The sequence below is a fragment of the Dyella amyloliquefaciens genome, assembly GCF_004296575.1.
Lineage (GTDB): Bacteria > Pseudomonadota > Gammaproteobacteria > Xanthomonadales > Rhodanobacteraceae > Dyella > Dyella amyloliquefaciens.
In genome coordinates, this window is the sequence record NZ_SAYT01000001.1 from 466,909 (window position 1) to 484,636 (window position 17,728).

Annotated in this window: 13 protein-coding genes; 6 read left to right on the plus strand and 7 right to left on the minus strand. The window is 65.1% G+C overall.

The genetic code is table 11. The features are described from left to right. The first annotated feature begins 64 nt into the window (after positions 1-64). From bioD to EPB08_RS01890, 4 genes are all read left to right on the plus strand, one after another. Positions 65-736 carry a dethiobiotin synthase gene (gene bioD / locus EPB08_RS01875; RefSeq protein ID WP_130617360.1) on the plus strand — a complete coding sequence of 224 codons (672 nt, stop codon included), beginning with the start codon at positions 65-67 and terminating at the stop codon, positions 734-736. A gap of 49 nt (positions 737-785) precedes the next feature. After that, complete coding sequence (locus EPB08_RS01880; protein WP_130617867.1) at positions 786-1,136, plus strand: hypothetical protein; 351 nt, start codon at positions 786-788, stop codon at positions 1,134-1,136. Positions 1,137-1,319: 183 nt separating this feature from the next. After that, entirely contained in the window at positions 1,320-3,527 is a 2,208-nt protein-coding gene (gene dcp, locus EPB08_RS01885; RefSeq protein ID WP_130617361.1) for a peptidyl-dipeptidase Dcp, read from the plus strand. Positions 3,528-3,745: 218 nt separating this feature from the next. Beyond that, a complete protein-coding gene (locus tag EPB08_RS01890; protein ID WP_229238177.1) occupies positions 3,746-5,227 on the plus strand; it encodes a DUF2252 domain-containing protein in 1,482 nt (493 codons plus the stop codon). Positions 5,228-5,305: 78 nt separating this feature from the next. Here the strand turns inward: EPB08_RS01890 and EPB08_RS01895 are convergent, their stop codons facing one another. The 4 genes from EPB08_RS01895 to EPB08_RS01910 form a co-directional block, all read right to left on the minus strand. After that, entirely contained in the window at positions 5,306-6,112 is an 807-nt protein-coding gene (locus EPB08_RS01895; protein ID WP_229238178.1) for an alpha/beta fold hydrolase, read from the minus strand. Positions 6,113-6,218: 106 nt separating this feature from the next. Then, entirely contained in the window at positions 6,219-7,883 is a 1,665-nt protein-coding gene (locus EPB08_RS01900) for an ArnT family glycosyltransferase (RefSeq protein ID WP_229238179.1), read from the minus strand. 87 nt (positions 7,884-7,970) lie between these two features. Then, positions 7,971-9,740, minus strand: coding sequence for an ArnT family glycosyltransferase (locus EPB08_RS01905; RefSeq protein WP_130617363.1), 1,770 nt, complete (start codon positions 9,738-9,740; stop codon positions 7,971-7,973). 6 nt (positions 9,741-9,746) lie between these two features. Next, positions 9,747-10,868, minus strand: coding sequence for a glycosyltransferase family 9 protein (locus EPB08_RS01910; protein ID WP_130617364.1), 1,122 nt, complete (start codon positions 10,866-10,868; stop codon positions 9,747-9,749). Positions 10,869-11,604: 736 nt separating this feature from the next. Between EPB08_RS01910 and nadA the strand changes: the two genes are divergently transcribed. Together nadA and nadB are read left to right on the plus strand one after the other, a co-directional pair. After that, positions 11,605-12,633, plus strand: a complete 1,029-nt coding sequence (gene nadA / locus EPB08_RS01915) for a quinolinate synthase NadA (protein ID WP_130617365.1) — start codon at positions 11,605-11,607, stop codon at positions 12,631-12,633. After that, positions 12,630-14,105, plus strand: coding sequence for an L-aspartate oxidase (gene nadB, locus EPB08_RS01920; protein ID WP_130617366.1), 1,476 nt, complete (start codon positions 12,630-12,632; stop codon positions 14,103-14,105). The genes nadA and nadB overlap by 4 nt, the downstream gene beginning before the upstream one ends. A gap of 79 nt (positions 14,106-14,184) precedes the next feature. Here the strand turns inward: nadB and EPB08_RS01925 are convergent, their stop codons facing one another. The 3 genes from EPB08_RS01925 to EPB08_RS01935 form a co-directional block, all read right to left on the minus strand. Continuing rightward, on the minus strand, positions 14,185-15,552 hold the full coding sequence (locus EPB08_RS01925; protein ID WP_130617367.1) for a glutamate--cysteine ligase: 1,368 nt from the start codon (positions 15,550-15,552) through the stop codon (positions 14,185-14,187). An 80-nt stretch (positions 15,553-15,632) separates the two neighbouring features. Next, positions 15,633-17,012 (minus strand): sensor histidine kinase, encoded by a 1,380-nt coding sequence (locus EPB08_RS01930; protein WP_130617368.1) that lies wholly within the window; start codon positions 17,010-17,012, stop codon positions 15,633-15,635. Continuing rightward, positions 17,005-17,670: a response regulator gene (locus EPB08_RS01935; RefSeq protein WP_130617369.1), complete on the minus strand. Its 666-nt coding sequence runs from the start codon at positions 17,668-17,670 to the stop codon at positions 17,005-17,007. Before EPB08_RS01935 ends, EPB08_RS01930 begins: the two co-directional genes overlap by 8 nt. Between the last annotated feature and the right edge of the window lie 58 nt (positions 17,671-17,728).

A 17,728-nucleotide genomic window follows, 5' to 3' on the forward strand; every position in this document is an offset into this window, starting at 1 on the left:
CACGGTACGCGCCGGCACCGCCAGCCCACGTACCGCCACCAGGCCGCCACCAGGGGACAGGCGCATGTCGACGTTCTTCGTTGCGGGTACTGACACGGGCATAGGCAAGACCCATGCGACCTGCGCGCTGCTGCACGCGGTGCGCGATCGTGACTTGAACGCCTGCGGCATGAAGCCGGTGGCCAGCGGCTGCAATGAAACCCGCGAAGGCCTGCGCAATGACGACGCGCTGGCGCTGCAGGCGGCCAGCAGCGCGCCCATGCCGTACGAATGGATCAATCCCGTCGCCTTGCGCGAATCGTTGTCGCCGCATCTGGCGGCCGCGCACGAAGGCGTGGACATCCGCCTGGCGCCGTTGCACGACGCCTTCATGCGCTTGCGCGACATGCACGACGTGGTGATGGTCGAGGGCGTCGGCGGCTGGCTGGTGCCGCTGTCGCGCGGATTGCTCGCGTCGGACATCGCGCGGCAATGGCAGTTGCCGGTGATCCTGGTGGTGGGCATGCGATTGGGCTGTCTCAGCCATGCGTTGCTCACTGCACGCGCGATCGCGACGGATGGTTGTCGCCTCGCCGGATGGATCGGCAACCTCATCGATCCGGACATGGCGGCAGTGGACGAAAACCTGGCGACGCTGCGGCAGTTGCTGCCCGCGCCCTGCCTGGGCGTGCTGCCTTATGGCGAGCCGCCGCAGGTGGCGGCGTCGTACCTCGAGCTTGAGGCCATCTTGGAGTGACTCCCTCCGGGCGTATGCTTGCATGCGACGTTCGAAGCGGAGATCCATGATGGCGATACGCAGCCACTATTACCTGTCCATTGCCGATCTGGCCCATGCGCGCGGGCCCGTGGCGGCGCTCAGTTACGACGGCGCCGGACCGGATGATCTCTCTGCTGCAGTGCAAGAAGCCCTGCGCACGCCTTCGTTGTTCGAACGCTGGCGCGCCATGCAGGATGAGCCCGATGACGTCGATCCCACGCTCGGCGCGACTGACCCATCCGCCACGGTCAGCGCCCATGTGCATGACCTGCGCATCGACGTGGACCTCATTACCGACCTGCCGATGAGCATCGTGCGGCAGCGTCTGAACCTGCTGATCGGCGCGAGCTGGCAGCTGCGCGACATGCGCAAGGCGTGATTCCCCTGCTGTAGGAGCGCACCCAGTGCGCGACTGCGGCGTTGCGGCATCACCGCTCCGTTGGCTTTTCGCGCACTGGGTGCGCTCCTACAGGGAAGGCAGGCAGGACTTCCAGCCCTTGGCACTCCCCCGACGGACTAGGTAGGCTCCGGGTTCATTTGTCCGCCCCCAGGGGAACCCTCGATGCTCCGTCTCCGCACTCTCGTGATCGCCACGTCCATCGCGCTCGCCGCCTGCTCGCAGCAGTCGAACGAGCAGGCCCAGCAGCCTGCTCCGGCTCCGGCCAGCACCGCGCCGGCCAAGGCCTCCACCGCTGCCGCCACGCCTGAGGTCAGTGCCGTGAATCCGTTCCTCGAGCCCAGCACGCTGCCGTTCCAGGCGCCGCCGTTCGACAAGATCAAGGACGGTGACTACCAGCCGGCCTTCGAGGAAGGCATGAAGCAGCACCTGGAGGAGATCAACAAGATCGCCGACAACCCGGAGCCGCCGACCTTCGAGAACACCTTCATCCCGATGGAGAAGTCCGGCCAGCTGCTGACGCGCGTGATGCAGGCCTTCAGCGCGGTGAGTGGCGCCAACACCGACGACACGATCCAGAAGGTGCAGGAAGAGGAAGCGCCGAAGTTCGCCGAGCATCAGGATGCGATCGTGATGAACGACAAGCTGTTCAAGCGCATCCAGACCATCTACGACCAGCGTGACTCGCTCAAGCTCGATCCCGAATCCAAGCGTCTGGTCGAGGTGACCTACAGCAACTTCGTGCGTGGCGGCGCCAAGCTGTCCGATGCCGACAAGGCGAAGATGAAGGACCTGAACAAGGAAGAGTCCACGCTCAGCACGCAGTTCACCAACAAGCTGCTCGCCGCCACCAAGGCAGGCGCGCTGGTGGTGGACGACAAGGCCAAGCTCGACGGCCTGTCCGATGGCGACATCGCCGCGGCGGTGGAAGCGGCCAAGGCACGCAAGCTGGACGGCAAGTGGGTGATCCCGCTGCAGAACACCACCCAGCAGCCGGCGCTGCAGAACCTCAACGACCGTGCCACGCGCGAGCAGTTGTTCAATAACTCGTGGAATCGCGCCGAGAAGGGCGACGCCAACGACACGCGCGACATGATCGGTCGCATCGCACAGATCCGCGCCGAGCAGGCCAAGCTGCTGGGCTTCTCCAGCTACGCCGCGTGGAAGCTGGAAGACCAGATGGCCAAGAATCCGGAAGCGGCGCTGACCTTCATGGACAAGCTGGCCCCGGCCGCCACCGCACGCGCCGAGCGCGAGGCGAAAGATATCCAGGACGTGATCGACCAGCAGAAGGGCGGCTTCAAGGTCGAGGCGTGGGACTGGAACCACTATTCGGAGCAGGTCCGCAAGGCCAAGTACGATCTGGATGAGTCGCAGATCAAGCCGTACTTCGAGCTGGACAACGTGCTGCAGAACGGCGTGTTCTACGCCGCCAACCAGCTGTACGGCCTGACCTTCAAGGAGCGCAAGGACATCCCGGTGTGGCAGCCGGATGTGCGCGTGTTCGAGGTGTTCGACAAGGATGGCACCTCGATGGCGCTGTTCTATTGCGACTACTTCAAGCGCGACAACAAGAACGGCGGCGCGTGGATGAGCAACCTGGTCGACCAGTCCAAGCTGATGGGCACCAAGCCGGTGATCTTCAACGTCGCCAACTTCACCAAGCCGGCCGAAGGCCAGCCGGCACTGCTGTCGTTCGACGACGTGATCACCATGTTCCACGAGTTCGGCCATGGCCTGCACGGCATCTTCGCCAATTCGCAGTACCCGAGCCTGTCGGGTGCGGCGACCGCGCGTGACTTCGTGGAATTCCCGTCGCAGTTCAACGAGCACTGGGCGACCGATCCGAAGATCTTCGCCAACTATGCGAAGAACTATAAGACGGGCGAGCCGATGCCGGCCGAGTTGGTCGAGAAGATCAAGAAGTCGAAGACCTTCAACAAGGGTTACGACATGACCGAGCTGGTCTCGGCCGCACTGCTCGACATGAGCTGGCACAGCCTGAGTGCCGATACGCCGAAGCAGGATCCGGACAAGTTCGAAGCCGACGCGCTGGCCAAGGCCAAGATCAACCTGAGCTACGTGCCGCCGCGTTACCGCTCGAGCTACTTCCAGCACATCTGGGGCAACGGCTACGCCGCCGGTTACTACGCCTACCTGTGGACCGAGATGCTGGCCGATGACGCGTTCCAGGGCTTCGTCGACAAGGGTGGCATGACCCGTGCGAACGGTGACCGCTTCCGCGAGATGATCCTCTCGCGCGGCAACACCGAAGACCTGGCCAAGATGTACAAGGACTGGCGCGGCAAGGATCCCAGCATCGAGCCGATGCTGCTGAACCGTGGCCTGAAGGAAGCGCCGCAGAAGAAGTAAGGCGTCATCCCTTGTGAGCGGAAAGGGCCGGCCATGCCGGCCCTTTCTGTTTCCGGCGTACACCACCGTCGAAAGGGCGGCAGCGGTGACCGGTGAGTGAAATTCCCGCTAATTCACGTAATTTTTCGGTTCCCATCCGATCGTAGTCGGCGTCAAATGCAGTTCTGGCCGCTCAGGCCAGCGACAATCGTTCACGCTCAATCTCGATGGGGGCACTCATGTCCACGGTAGCTGAGCCTCAGGTTTCTCCCGATAAGCCGCCGCGCAAATCGCGCAGCACGTCCAGTGGCCCGAAGCCGAAGGACACCGCACCGCCTGTCCAGATGGATGGCACGATGCAACACAGCTTCAGGCTCACCGTCGAGGACCGTGAAGCCATGGGCAAGGCCCTGCGCGACGCCTGCTCGCGCAAGGCGCTGGGTGGATGGAGCCCGCCGAAGCAACGATTCGATCCGATCGATGTGTTGATCGAGACATCGAAGGGGCGCGTCGAAGCACTGGTGCCGATCCGCTATGGCCGCATGATGGCATCGCCGTTTGCGTTCTATCGCGGTGGCGCCGCCATCATGGCGGGCGATCTCGCCACCACCGCGAGCACGGGCATCCATCTGCAGATCTGTGGCGATGCGCACCTGGTCAACTTCGGCGGCTTCGCGACGCCCGAGCGCAAGCTGGTGTTCGACATCAACGATTTCGATGAGACCACGCCGGGCCCATGGGAGTGGGACATCAAGCGCCTTTGCGCCAGCCTGGTGGTGGCGTCCCGCGCGAATGGCTTCAGTGCCAACGATGCGAAGGAGGCGGCGTGGGAGGCGGCATCGGCCTATCGCGACCATATCGACGAGTATTCGTCGATGCCGCTGCTGGAGGCCTGGTACGACCATATCGACCTGCAGGATGTGATCGACCGGATGGAGGACCAGCAGCTGAAGAAGCTGGCCATCAAGAGCCTGCACAAGGCGGTGGAACACACGGCGCACACCAAGGAGTTCGTGAAGCTGACCGTCGAGGGCGGTTCGCCGCCGCGTATCCAGGATGAGCCGCCGTTGATCTATCACGACCCGGCGGTGCAGAACGTGGTCAGCCAGGAAGATCGCTTGAGGGCGTTCGCCTCCTATCGTGAATCGCTCGCCTCCGAACGACGTGTCCTGCTCGATCGGTTCGAGCCGATGGATACAGCCGTCAAGGTGGTCGGCGTCGGTAGCGTGGGCACCTATTGCGGCATCATGCTGCTGGTATCGGGCAGCGGCGATCCCCTGTTCCTGCAGTTCAAGGAGGCGCGGGAATCGGTCATCGAGCCGTTCATCGGCAAGTGTCCGTACAAGCACCAGGGGCAACGCGTGGTGTGTGGCCAACGACTCATGCAATCGGCCAGCGACATGTTCCTGGGCTGGACCCAGACCAAGGACCGCCAGTTCTACGTGCGGCAGCTGCGTGACGCGAAGGTGTCACCGCAGGTGGATCTGATGAGGCCGTCGAACATGCGCCGTTACGGCCGGCTGTGCGCACACGCCGTGGCACGAGCGCATGCCCGATCGACGGATGCGGTGGTGCTGGCCAGCTACCTGGGCAAGAGCGATGCGTTTGCCGATGCCATCGCTTCGTTCGCCGTCGCGTATGCCGACCAGAACGAGCGTGACCACGACGCGTTGGTCAAGGCAGCCAGGGCAGGTCGCGTGGATGTCGCCACGATCCAGTGATCGCGATGACGCCGGTATCGGGTCGACGAAGCCCATTACCGCATCGGCAAAGGCGATGCGGTAATGCAAGGGTTTGGCTCACGAAGGGCGTGAGCCATCCCTGAGCTGTGAGCCAAGCCACCTTCCGACCAGGGAGAGCACGACATCCCTCTGCACGTGATGAGGCACGTGGCCGCACTGCGCGAGGATCTCCAGCGTCGAGCGGGTGCCGCCAAGGTCGACTATGCGTCGCGGTTGAAGCAGGGAGCCGAACTCATCCTTGTCGCCGTGCATCGCCAGTACGGGACACCGCAGGCGACGCAGGTCGTCGTCGAGATGCCACGTCGCGAAGTCCGCTGCCAGCCAGGTGTCGGTCCATGCGTGCAATACCCAGGCGGCCTTGTCGCCGTGGTACTTCTTCAGGCGCTCGAGCTGGCCGGGCTGCCGGAAATTCTCCTTTGCCTCGACAATCCCCTTGATCGTGCACGCCTCGACGAATGCCTGCGCGGATTCGGTGATCAGTGCCGAGCAATCATCGGGATACGCCGCCGCGCAGCCAACGGCCATGCCGCCACCCACGCTGTGCCCGAAAGCGACGAAGGTTCGTATCGCGAGTTGATCGCGCACGCTGTGGAAATCGACCCGTGCTTCGTCGTGGATGAAGTCGTTGCGCAGCGTGCCATGGTGGGCTTCCGACTTGCCGAAACCGAGGCGGTCGTAAGCGATCACATCGCGATCGGTGGCACGGGCAAGTTGCCCGGGAAAGTCACGCCACAATTCCACGCAGCCCAGGGAGTCGTGAAACAGCACGATGGGTGCAGCAGCAGGTGCGGCCGACGGGGCGATCCAGCGCTTCGTGTAGATCCTGCCACGATCGGTCGTTACCCAGTGTTCTTGCGTGGCCACGGGCAATAGGGGTGTTTCCGACACTGGCGTGAGTCCGCGTGCTGTTGGCTGACTCGCCGATTATGACTGGCGCCGGCGCGAAGGGTCGCCCAGGCACCGATACCGTCTAGTCACTCAGCTGGTCTTTCGACTGAGCTTCCACGTAGGCAGGGGCCGGCCAGATCGCGAGCCAGATCCCGCGGAACGGCTGGATATAGACCGCATGCGCGTGATCGAGCGCGCTCAACCGGCGTGGATAGGTGATCACCAGTCCTTCGGGATGCTCCTGCGCCCACTGCCTGAGGTCGCCGATGCCGTGAAGCTGCGTGACGGGCTGGGTCAGCCGACCGAGAAAGGTGTATTGGCCATCGTTCGATTCGAGATTGGCCATCGGGTGTCCTTCCGCTTCCGCCTTGGCCAGCATGCGTGCCACCGGCGTGAAGTCGTAGGCAGGCCAGATCGTCAGCGTGAAAAGGCCATTGGCCGACACGACGGCAATTAGGCCGACCAGCGCAATGCGATGCAGCTCGGCTTTGCGCGGGACGATCAGCAGGAACGCCAGCAGCAGGAACAGCACGCCGAAGGGAATGCTGTAGGGCGCCAGTGCGACCAACTGATGATCCACCTCGCGCCTGCCGCGGATCAGTGTCTCGAGCAGGATCAGTGCAACGCCGCCCGCACCCAGCACCAGGGCCAGCGGCCAGGGTTGCAGCCAGCGCGAGTCCATCGGCCGGCGCTCATGCAGAACCGCGATGGCGGCGGCCATCAGCAGCGCGAAGCCACCGAACTCGGGCAACACGTAGTACGGCTGCTTGCCGCTGACGATGGAAAAGCCGAGCAGCACGGGGCCGAGCCAGGCGAACAGGAAGCGCAGGCCATCTTCGAACGGGCGTCGCAGCGAAAGCAGGGCGACCCACGAACGCGGCCACAGCGCGAAGGGAAAGATCAGCACGGGAAGCAGCGGGATGTACCACCAGAACGGTTCGGCATGCGCAAACGCATCGACCACGCGTCCGGCCGTTTGGTGGACCAGCAGTCGCTGGCGATAAGTCTCGCCGCCCGCGTCGGTGGCGAGCAGGACCCAGGCCAGCAACAGCATGCCGCCGGCCAACAGGGCGATGGCGCCGTGCACGTACCAGCGACGGCTCTGCTGTCGGGCCCAGCGATTCCAGTACGGGCCGAGCAGCCATGGCAACGCCACGTGGAGCAGCATCACCGGTCCCTTGCTGAGCAGCCCAAGACCTACGGCCAGCGCAAACCAGGCAAAGCGAGGCGCTTCGCGTCCCGGCTTGGGCACCAGGCACAGCAGCGCGGCCAGCACGCAATCGGCGAGCAGCACCTCGTACATCACCTGCAGGCCGAACAGGAACGCGAAGCTGAAAGCCGCAAGTATCCAGGGCGCCGTCTTTGCCACCACGGGGCGCTGCGGAAACAGGCGTCGTGCGAGCGTGGCGACCAGCACGAGTTGCAACGCACCCAGCAGGACTTCCAGCAGGCGCGGCCACACGTCGCCGACGCCGCCGATCAGCCAGCCCAGGTGGATCAGCCACAGCAGCAGCGGTGGCTTCTCGCTGTAGGGCACGCCGTTGAGATAGGGCACGATGAAGCTGTGGTGCGTCCACATCTCCCACGCTACCGACAGCGTGCGCGTGGAGTACATCGGCATCGGCCCGTGCTGGAAGATGGCGACCAGTGCAGCCAGCAACCAGCACCAGAGCCACGGCGCGTTCGCAGCCCAGTGCTGGATGTCTCGCAGCGATGGCATGCGGCGAAGGGTGGGTGAGGCAGTCATGGTCGCGCTAAGGGCTCAGGCTGAAAGGGGAGAATCGTGGTGCGATGAAACGTGCGACGGCGCCGCGCGTAAACATCGGGTGCTTCTTCAATGCTTGTCGATGCCGCCCCAGTCCTCGACCTCGCCGACGGGCACGACGCCACCACGACAGGCCGGGGCTACGGCGTCGAGACGATAGAGTCGCCAGTCACGCCCGCTGGTGATGCCCATGTCGATCGTCGATGCCTTGTCGATGCAGGGCGCCATCACGTCCGACAGGATCAGCACCCAGCGATGCGAGGGAGCCTGTTGCTGCCAGCGGATGGCATCGGCCAATTGCTCGTGCCAGGGCGTCACGAAGCCGAAATCGGTCACCTTGCGCTGGAACGCCAGGGGCAGCTCTTCCTTCCAGCCCACCAGGGCGAGCTCCGCATCGGGGCCGATGGTTTGCTCGACGCGTTGCACCAGGGGTGCCTGCGAGCTTGCATGGGCCAGCAACGGCGCCACCCACAGGCCCCATGCGAGCCAAAGCCCCGCCAGGCTGGCGAGCATGGCGACCCCGGCCCGGCGCAGGCGGCATGCCAGCACGCACAGCAGCATCCAGAGACCGATGACGACGAAGGCTGCCCACAACGAGTTGGCCTGTCCGCCCAGCTGTCGTGCCTCTGCAAAGCGCAGCGTCCAGGCAGAGGGATGCAGCAGTCCCTGCAGGCCAAGGATCAGCGCGGGCAGGCCCAGTGCCAGGACAAAGGCCAGTGCGAGCCATCGTGCCCAGCGGCGTTGCAGGATCTCGCGCAGGAACGGGCCGGTACACAGGGCAAGCAACGGCAGGGCCGGCATGATGTACACGTCACGCTTGGCCCGCGTCAGGCTGAAGAACACGATCAGCAGCGCGGCCCACGTCAACGGCAGCAGGAAGCGCGCGTCACGTTCGCGCAGCCGCTGCCTCCATGCCGGCAGCAACCCCGGCAAGGCCAGGCTGAGCGGCAGCCACGAGGTGAAGATCACTTCCAGGTAGAACCACGGTGGCTGGAAGCTGTTCCAGGGATGCATGTATCGATGCACCGTCTGGTTCACGAAGATGTCGTTGACGTAAGCGCGTGCGGCCGCGCTGTCGTGCATGCCCAGATAAATGGCGAGCGGCAGCAGCCAGCATGCGATGGCGGCAACGAAGGCCAGCGCGGCGATCACCCAGGTCGACACGCTCTCCGTGGTGGCGGAAACGTCTTGCCAGCGATACCTGCGTGCGGCCAGCCAGGGCAGCAGCATAAGGAAGGCGAGGACGCCCACGCCCTTGGTGATGACGCCCAGCCCCGCCGCAAAACAGCCGAACCACAATGCACGCCGGTCCGGCCCGAGCAGGAAATGCCGCAACAATCCCGCATTGGCGGCGGTGACGAAGAAGGTCACCGTCGGATCGATCTGCCCGCGCTTGGCCTGGAACACGAACTGCACCGTGCACAGCAACGCGAGCCCCGCCCATACGCCAGCGCGATGCCCCCATAACCTCCGGCCCAGGTCGTAGACCAGCCATAGCGTGCCCAGGGATGCCAGCAGCGAAGGAAGCAGGAAGGCGATCTGCCAGTTGCCGGTAAGGACGTACGACGCGGCCTGCATCGCCATGAAGGTTGGCGGCTTGTCCGAGTACCAGTCGCTGCCGCGATGGGGAATCAGCCAGTTGCCGGTGGCTACCATCTGATGTGCCACCAGCGCGAAGCGCGGCTCGTCGGAGGGCGTAGGCGTGCGCATGCCGATGCCGGCGGCAAGCAGCAACAACGCCAGCAGCATCAGCAGCCAGCGTTCACGACGTTCTTGCGTTGGGGAGCCCACGACTTCGGGAGTCAGTGGCGACTCGAGGCGATCATCCACAGCGAACATTGGCTCTCAGTGCGAAAGCCCGAGGCTACCCATTCTGCCGGCATCGTTCCAGTCGAGGGCAGGGCTCGCAGCCGCCACACTGCTGGCCGAACCGCCGGGCCCGAGCAGGGCGGGGAAGCTGCGCATCACCTGTTCGGCGGCCTCGCGCGCGGACAGGCCATGCGTCATCAGCGGGCAGCTGCCCAGCCCGTAAGGCGCATAAACGGAAGCATCGGTCACACTGAACATGCCGACCGTGGGCACCTTGGAGGCCACCGCGAGATGCATCACTCCGCAATCGGCGGTGATCATCAGATCCATGCCTGCCATCACCGCGCCCATGCGGCGGATGTCGGACGAGTAATAGCCCGGCCACGCCTCGCCAAGCATGGAATGACCGTGCATGGGAATGAGTTCCAGCAGGCGCGACTGCGGGCTCATCGCCTCGAACGCCTCGATGAATTCATTCCACCAGGACGCCGGGTAGCGCTTGGCGCCCGTCGCGTTCGCGAAGATGCCAATGACCGGCGAGGATGTGCCCAGGCGCGCAGGCGGCAGGAGCTGGCCGATCACCGCGCGACCTTGTGCACGTTCTTCGTCGGTCAGGCGGATATCCAGCGAAGGATAGTCACCCGTCGCGTCGTTCTCGCCCGCATAGTGCGCGCGTGCCCAGCGCAACAGGTTGATGGGGCGCTGCGCCATGTGATGGTGCGCTGCCGCCGTCGGCACCGGATGCGTCAGGCCGGATCCCGTTGCGTCGTCACTGAAGCCCAGCTTGAAGCGGCCATGGAGGAACTTGGTGAGTGCGCGGCTGAAGCCGGAGCCGAGGCAGGGGTCGATGATCAGGTCGTACTGGGTCTTGCGGATGCGCAGCAATTTTCCGAGGAACGGAACCGGACGCTTGAAGCCACGCTTGGGCAGGCAGTAGACGTTCTTGACGCTGAAAAAGCTGGCGAACACCTCTTCGGCGATCGGCCCCTCGGAAAGAATGTCGATCTCCGCACCCTTGTAGATGCGTTCCAGCTCGGTGATCAGCGGGGTCAACAGGATCGTATTGCCCAGCCGATGATTGGGTCGGCAGACAAGGATGCGGTAGACGCCTTTTTTCGGCAGGGAAACCTGCTCAGCACGAACGCTGTTTTTTTGCACGCGACACCAGGAGCTGAAACGTTGCTATTGAGTTAAACCATCGCGTCCAGCGCAATACTTCTTGCGAAGTGGTTGGTACAAGCCCTCCCGTGGCTTTTGCGAGTATCCGTGCTGCTTACTTTCGGGAACCTTATCCATGGGTCGCGTTACGCCGTTTGGATGGCGAAACGCGAATGATTCAGCTGCCGTCGTGGGTATTCTTAAGGCTGGTGAAAGGTGTCCCCTGGCCGTCCGAATGCCATGTATCAGATCGAAGTTAAGCAGAAGCGTCGGTCCTTGCGAAGAGCACACCTTTCCAAGCGGAAGAGTGGCGGCAAAGCGATGGCATGTCGGTGCGCTAGCACCTGCGATTTATAGCGCCTCGCGGGAGTGCAGGCCCCCCTCATGCTGGAGGGGTATTCGCCTGTCGATCATGCGAAGCCGGGCCGCTTCGGGTATGGCTTGCCATCGACATCGCGGCGATGGCGATGAAGTCCATCCCACGCGCTCCGCCAACGAACGATGCTCTATCGGACGCACGCGTGCCTGCGTAGCCTTGACCTGAGTCAGGGTGCCTGCACGTCTTTCCCCAAGAAGATACGCCCCGTCATCCACTGCAGCGCGTGCCCACGTTGCGAATGCCGTCGTGATGGCATTCAACAGCGGGTGTCAGGGGCGTACCGGGGGCGTGCCATGCGCGCTGGTGCGTTGCCTCTCCCGCGTCGCCCCCTTGGACCGGATGAGGTTGACCGCGGTCATGACCCACGCATTGGACTTCCCTCGACCCACCTGGCGCGACGAGCTCATCGACGAGTACGCGGAACTGTCCGAACGACTGTCGACGAGAATTCCGTGCTTCGAGGTGCCCATGCACCTGCCATGGATCGACGCGATCAACCAGCTGAAGAAGCAGCGCGGCGCGGTGATCATGGCGCACAGCTACCAGTCGCCCGAGATCTTCCATGGCGTCGCCGACGTCACTGGCGATTCGCTCGGGCTGGCGCAGGCGGCGAGCAAGTGCGACGCGGAACTGATCCTGCTATGCGGCGTCCACTTCATGGCCGAGAGCGCAAAGATCCTTGCGCCGGAAAAAACCGTGTTGATCCCCAGCCTGGAAGCAGGCTGCTCGTTGGCCTCGTCCATCACGGCGGAGGATGTGCGCGCGCTTCGTCGCCGTCACCCCGGCGTGCCGGTGGTCAGTTACGCCAACACATCGGCGGCGGTAAAGGCGGAGTCGGACGCGATCTGCACATCGGCCAATGCCGTGCAGGTGGTCGAGTCGATGGGGGCGGGCAAGGTGATCTTCCTGCCGGACCAGTTTCTCGGTCGGCATGTGGCCGCGCAGACCGAGGTTGAGCTGGTGTTGTGGGATGGCCGTTGCGAGGTGCATGAGAAGTTCACCGCGTCGCAGGCGCGGCATGCGCGCGAGCAGTTCGAGGCCCGCCTGGTGGCGCATCCCGAATGTGCTCCCGAAGTGCTGGCGGAGGCGGACTTCGTCGGTTCCACCACGGCCATGAGTCGCTGGCTGGACCAGGAGAAGCCGGCCCGCGTGGCCTTGATCACCGAGTGCTCGATGGCCGACAACCTGCGCGTGCAGTTCCCGGCCACGGAGTTCATCAAGCCCTGCCATCTGTGCCCGCACATGCAGCAGATCACCCTGCCGAACATCTATGCGGCCCTTCGCGACTTGAAGCACGAGATCCAGGTGCCCAGGGATACGGCAGATCGCGCGCGGGCTGCGCTGCAGCGCATGCTCGCCATTGGCCGGCGCGAAACCGTCGGATGACCACGCAGCTGCCGCTGGTGATCGTCGGTGGCGGTGCCGCTGGCCTCGCAGCGGCGCTGGCGGCGGCGCCCATGCCGGTGCTGCTGCTGTCCCGTTCGGAGGGCGGCAACGGTACTGCCAGTGCCTTGGCGCAAGGTGGCATCGCAGCCGCCCTGGACAAGAGTGATAGCGCAGCGGGCCATATCGAAGACACCCTGGTCGCTGGCGCGCGACACAACAACGCCGGAATCGTGCGCTGGCTGTGCGCGCAGGCTCCGACCGCAATCGACTGGCTGGCAGAGATGGGCGCCTTGTTCGATCAGGACGAGAGCGGTCATCTGCAGCTCGGTCGCGAGGGCGGTCATCGTGCTGCGCGCATCGTGCATGCCGGTGGTGACGCCACCGGCGCGGAGATCATCCGCGCCATGCGCAAGCGGGTGCTCGATGACACGCGCATAGAGCGCCGGGAAGGCCTTGTCGTAGATGCACTCCTGCTGCGCGGTGGACGCGTGTGCGGTGTGCGCACGCGCGACACCGTGGGCAACGTCGAGCTGATCGAGGCGTCCTTCGTGGTCCTTGCCACCGGCGGCATCGGCGCGGCTTTTGCCCGGACCAGCAACCCGCCCACGGCCGATGGCAGCGGGCTCGCGCTCGGCATGTGCGCCGGGGCAGCCGTGCGCGACCTGGAGTTCGTGCAGTTCCATCCCACGGCACTCGATGTCCCGGGAGGGCATTGCCTTCCCCTCATCACCGAAGCGCTGCGTGGCGCGGGAGCAAGGCTGATCGATGCATCGGGCGCGCCCTTGATGCAGGGCGTTCACGTCCTGGGCGACCTTGCCCCGCGGGATGTGGTGGCGCGGCGCGTATGGCAGTCGCAGCAGGAAGGTGGTGGTGTCTTGCTCGATACCAGTGCAGTGACGGGAGACTGGGAGCAGCGATTCCCTACTGTGCTGGCTGCGTGCCTGGGGCAGGGTATCGATCCCCGGTGCGATCCCATTCCGGTGACGCCCGCGGCGCACTTCCATATGGGCGGCCTCTGCACCGACCTCGATGGCAGCACGACCATCCCGGGCCTCTATGCCGTGGGCGAAGTCGCCTGCAACGGCGCGCATGGCGCGAACCGGCTCGCCAGCAATTCATTGCTGGAAGCTGTCCTGTGCGGACAGCGACTGGGCCGGCGCCTCGTACGGCTGCCGCAGGCGCAGCCGAGAGGCGCATTCGTATGGCGAAAGCCTGGTCGCAGCTTGGCGGAAGCAGCCCGACGCGAGTTGCGGGATTTGTTGTGGGAGGCCGCAGGGCCGGTCCGGGATGAGGCTACGCTCTGCACCGCTTTGCGGCGCTGCATCGAGCTGGCCGAAAGCGGCTGGCAGGCACGACTGGCGCAGGCATTGCTGAGGGCGGCTAGAGGGCGGCGCGAGAGTCTCGGTGCGCACTATCGAAGCGATGAGGCGAACGCGCGTGCGCAGGAAGTGGCTGGCGCGCAGTCCGGCTAGCACCTTTTTCCGGCATCTGCGTGAAACAAAACCCCGCACCATGGCGGGGTTTGTTTTGCTGCGCGATGCGCCGGTACGGTCAATAGGCGAATTCGCGGAACACTGGATCGACGTTGCCGTTCCACGGGCCGTGGAACAGCTCCAGCTTGCGTTCGGCGGGCGTCTGGTTGGCTTCGACGATTTCGATCAGGGGTTCCAGGAAAATGCTTTCGTCGGAGCCGGTACGGTTGAGTCGTGCGCGACGCTTCAGGCCATGGGCAGAGATCTTCAGCACCTCCCGGGCCAGTTCGCGCACGCTGTGGCCGCGGAACGGAAGCTTCAGCGCCTGGCGCGGTACGCCATCACGCAAGGCCTGGCGTTCGGCGTGCGAGAAATCCTTCACCAGATCCCACGCGGCGCTCAACGCATCGTCGTCATAGAGCAGGCCCACCCATAGCGCGGGCAGCGCGCACAGGCGATTCCACGGGCCGCCGTCGGCGCCGCGCATTTCCAGGTACTGCTTGAGGCGCACTTCCGGGAAAGCGGTGGTGAGGTGGTCGGCCCAGTCCTTCATGGTGGCGCGCACGCCCGGCAGGGCGGGCAGGTCGCCGGCCATGAAGCGCTTGAAGTCCTGGCCCGAGAGGTCGGTGTAGGTGCCGTTCTGGTAGCTGAAGTACATCGGCACGTCGAGCATGTAGTCGACGTAGCGTTCGTAGCCGAAGCTGTCCTCGAAGACGAAATCAAGCATGCCGGTGCGGTCGGGATCGGTGTCCTCCCACACGTGCGAGCGGTACGACAGGTAGCCGTTTGGACGGCCATCCGTGAAGGGCGAGTCGGCAAACAGTGCGGTGGCGATCGGCTGCAGCGCGAGGCTGGTGCGGAACTTGCGCACCATGTCCGCCTCGCTGTCGAAGTCCAGGTTCACCTGCACCGTGCAGGTGCGCGTCATCATGTCCAGGCCGAGGTTGCCGACCTTGGGCATGTACTCGCGCATGATCTTGTAGCGGCCCTTGGGCATCCACGGCATCTCCTCGCGGCGCCATTTGGGCTGGAAGCCCATGCCGAGGAAGCCGATGCCAAGGTCGTCCGCGATCGAACGTACCTCGGTCAGGTGCGAGTTCACCTCGCCACAGGTCTGGTGGATCGTTTCCAACGGTGCGCCGGAAAGCTCCAGCTGGCCGGCCGGTTCGAGCGTGATGGAGGCCATGTCGCGCGACAGCGCCACCGGGTTGTCGCCTTCGCGGGCGACATCCCAGCCGTAGCGCTGGGCCAGGGTTTCCAGCAGCACGCGGATGCCGCGATCGCCGTCGAACGTGGGGGGGCGCAGGGTGTCGGTGAGGAACCCGAACTTCTCGTGTTCGGTGCCGATGCGCCAGGCATCGCGCGGCTTCTCGCCGGCTGCAAGGTAATCGATGAGCTGCTGGCGGCTGCCGATCGGCGTGCTCTTGACGGCACTGGGTATGGACACGGGGGACTCCTGTCAAAGGCTGTCCCCACTTTGGGGGTGGATCGGCGAAATTCAAAGTGCCTGCCCGTGGCAGGCGGGTTTCACGCCATCGGCGGGAAATCGATCCGCATGCGGGTGCCTCGGCCGGTACTGCCGTCCAGGATGCTCAACTGGGCGTTATGGACGCGCGCCACCTCGTCCACGATGGCCAGGCCCAGGCCGCAGCCGTCGGTCTGGTTGCCGCTGCCACGATAGAAGCGCTCGCGGACCTTCTCGCGCTCTTCCGGCGCAATGCCGCTGCCGCTGTCGTCGACCTCGAGGTACGGGTGTCCCTGTTCCATGCCGCAGCGGATCGTGATGTTGCCGCCCGCCGGGGTATGCCGGATGGCGTTGTCCATCAGGTTGCCGAGCAATTCGTGCAGCAGCCAGTACACGCCATTGACCTGCGCCGGGTGGCTGTCCGCACCCAGGTCGATGCCATGGGCGATGGCGCGATCGAGCGAACCGTCGATCACCTCGCCGATCAGCTTGGGCAGCTCGATCACGGCGAAATGGCTGGAGCGATGCGCCGATGGTTCCGCGCGGGCGAGGGTCAGCAACTGGTTGGCGGTATGGGCCAGCCGGTCGACGCCGCCGTGCAGCAGCGCGATGCGCTCCTGCAGGGGGCCGCCGGACGTCTCGCGGGCCAGCACTTCGAGTTGCGCCTTCAGTCCGGTCAGCGGCGTGCGTAGCTGATGGGCGGCGTTGGCCATGAAGTGCTGTTGCGAAAGCACCGAGTCGCGAACACGGCCGAGCAGGTTGTTGAGCGATTCCACCAGCGGCAACACTTCGGATGGCACGTGCTGGGTGGGAAGCCGGGTGAGCGCCTGCGATGGGCGGCGCGCGAGCTGCTGGCTCAGCCGTTGCAGCGGGCGCAGCGCGATGCGAATGCCGATTAGCGCAATGACCAGCACCGCCACCATCTGCACGGTGTCGTTGATGAGAAAGGCCACGTCCAGGCGATGCACCGCGCGATCACGCCGCGCAGGCGTTTCCGCCACGGTGACGATCAGCGATTCACCGGTCTCGCTGGTGCGGTAGCTGGCGAGGCGGAAGGTATCGCCGCGATAGGTGACGTTGGTATAGCTGAAGCCGTCATCGGACTGGCTGTCCGGCGCCAGCGGCAGATCCGGGGTGCCGGCGACGGTGACGCCGCTGGGCAGGCTGACGCGATAGAAGAAGTGTTCGTCCGACATCGCGCGCAGCGGCGGCGGCGGATGCTGCGGCAGTGCCACTTCCGGCACGCCGTCGATGCCCGGGCGGATGCGCGCCACGATGGCCAGCGCCGAGCGCGACAGGGAATGATCGAACGCGCTATGGATCGGACTGACGATGACGTGATGATCGACCGCCACGCCCGCCACCAGCAGCAGGAACAGCGGGACCAGCAGATAGCTCAGCAACCTTCCGTGGACGCTGGTGGGGCGCCGGCTCTCAGCCATCTTCGAGGCGATAGCCCAGTCCGCGGATGCCGCGCACGGTGGCTGCGCTGCCCAGCTTGCTGCGCAGGCGCGAGACGTGCACTTCGATCGCGTTGCCCGAGATGTCCTCGCTCCATCCGGTGATGGCCTGGGTGAGGCGCTCCTTGCTCACCACGCGACCGCTGTGGTGGGCCAGGCACTCGAGGATCGACCACTCGCGGCGGGTCAGCTCCAGCACTTCGCCCTTTTCATTGAGCGCACGGCGGCCGGCCAGGTCGATGCGGAGGCCACCGATGACGATCTCGTTGGCCGCGGCAGCCGTGGCGCGACGGATCAGGGCACGGCAACGCGCGGCCAGTTCGGGCAGCGCGAAGGGCTTGACCAGGTAGTCGTCGGCGCCGAGGTCGAGCGCATTGATGCGGTCGTCCAGGCCGTCGCGTGCAGTGACGATCAACAGCGGCAGGGAACTGCCGCTACGGCGCAGCTTGCGCACCAGGGACAGGCCGTCCTCGCCGGGCAGGCCCAGGTCGACGATGGCCAGGTCGTAATGCGAGTCGGCCAGGCGGGCCGCCACCGACTCGGCGTCGGGCACCGCGTCCACCACATAGCCGGAGCCCACCAGGCCGCGGTTGATGGCATCGGATACCAGGGAATCGTCTTCGACCAGCAGGATACGCATACGGGCACACGGGCGGATGAGTGCGCACATGCTAACAGGCGAGCCTTCCGGCCGCCTT

What these genes read in the sequence shown, in the direction of transcription:
- EPB08_RS01880 (WP_130617867.1), top strand. Translation starts at nt 786, where the DNA reads ATGGCGATACGCAGCCACTATTACCTGTCCATTGCCGATCTGGCCCAT.
- EPB08_RS01900 (WP_229238179.1), bottom strand. Translation starts at nt 7,883, where the DNA reads ATGACTGCCTCACCCACCCTTCGCCGCATGCCATCGCTGCGAGACATC.
- nadB (WP_130617366.1), top strand. Translation starts at nt 12,630, where the DNA reads ATGACCACGCAGCTGCCGCTGGTGATCGTCGGTGGCGGTGCCGCTGGC.
- EPB08_RS01890 (WP_229238177.1), top strand. Translation starts at nt 3,746, where the DNA reads ATGTCCACGGTAGCTGAGCCTCAGGTTTCTCCCGATAAGCCGCCGCGC.
- dcp (WP_130617361.1), top strand. Translation starts at nt 1,320, where the DNA reads ATGCTCCGTCTCCGCACTCTCGTGATCGCCACGTCCATCGCGCTCGCC.
- EPB08_RS01905 (WP_130617363.1), bottom strand. Translation starts at nt 9,740, where the DNA reads ATGTTCGCTGTGGATGATCGCCTCGAGTCGCCACTGACTCCCGAAGTC.
- bioD (WP_130617360.1), top strand. Translation starts at nt 65, where the DNA reads ATGTCGACGTTCTTCGTTGCGGGTACTGACACGGGCATAGGCAAGACC.
- nadA (WP_130617365.1), top strand. Translation starts at nt 11,605, where the DNA reads ATGACCCACGCATTGGACTTCCCTCGACCCACCTGGCGCGACGAGCTC.
- EPB08_RS01935 (WP_130617369.1), bottom strand. Translation starts at nt 17,670, where the DNA reads ATGCGTATCCTGCTGGTCGAAGACGATTCCCTGGTATCCGATGCCATC.
- EPB08_RS01930 (WP_130617368.1), bottom strand. Translation starts at nt 17,012, where the DNA reads ATGGCTGAGAGCCGGCGCCCCACCAGCGTCCACGGAAGGTTGCTGAGC.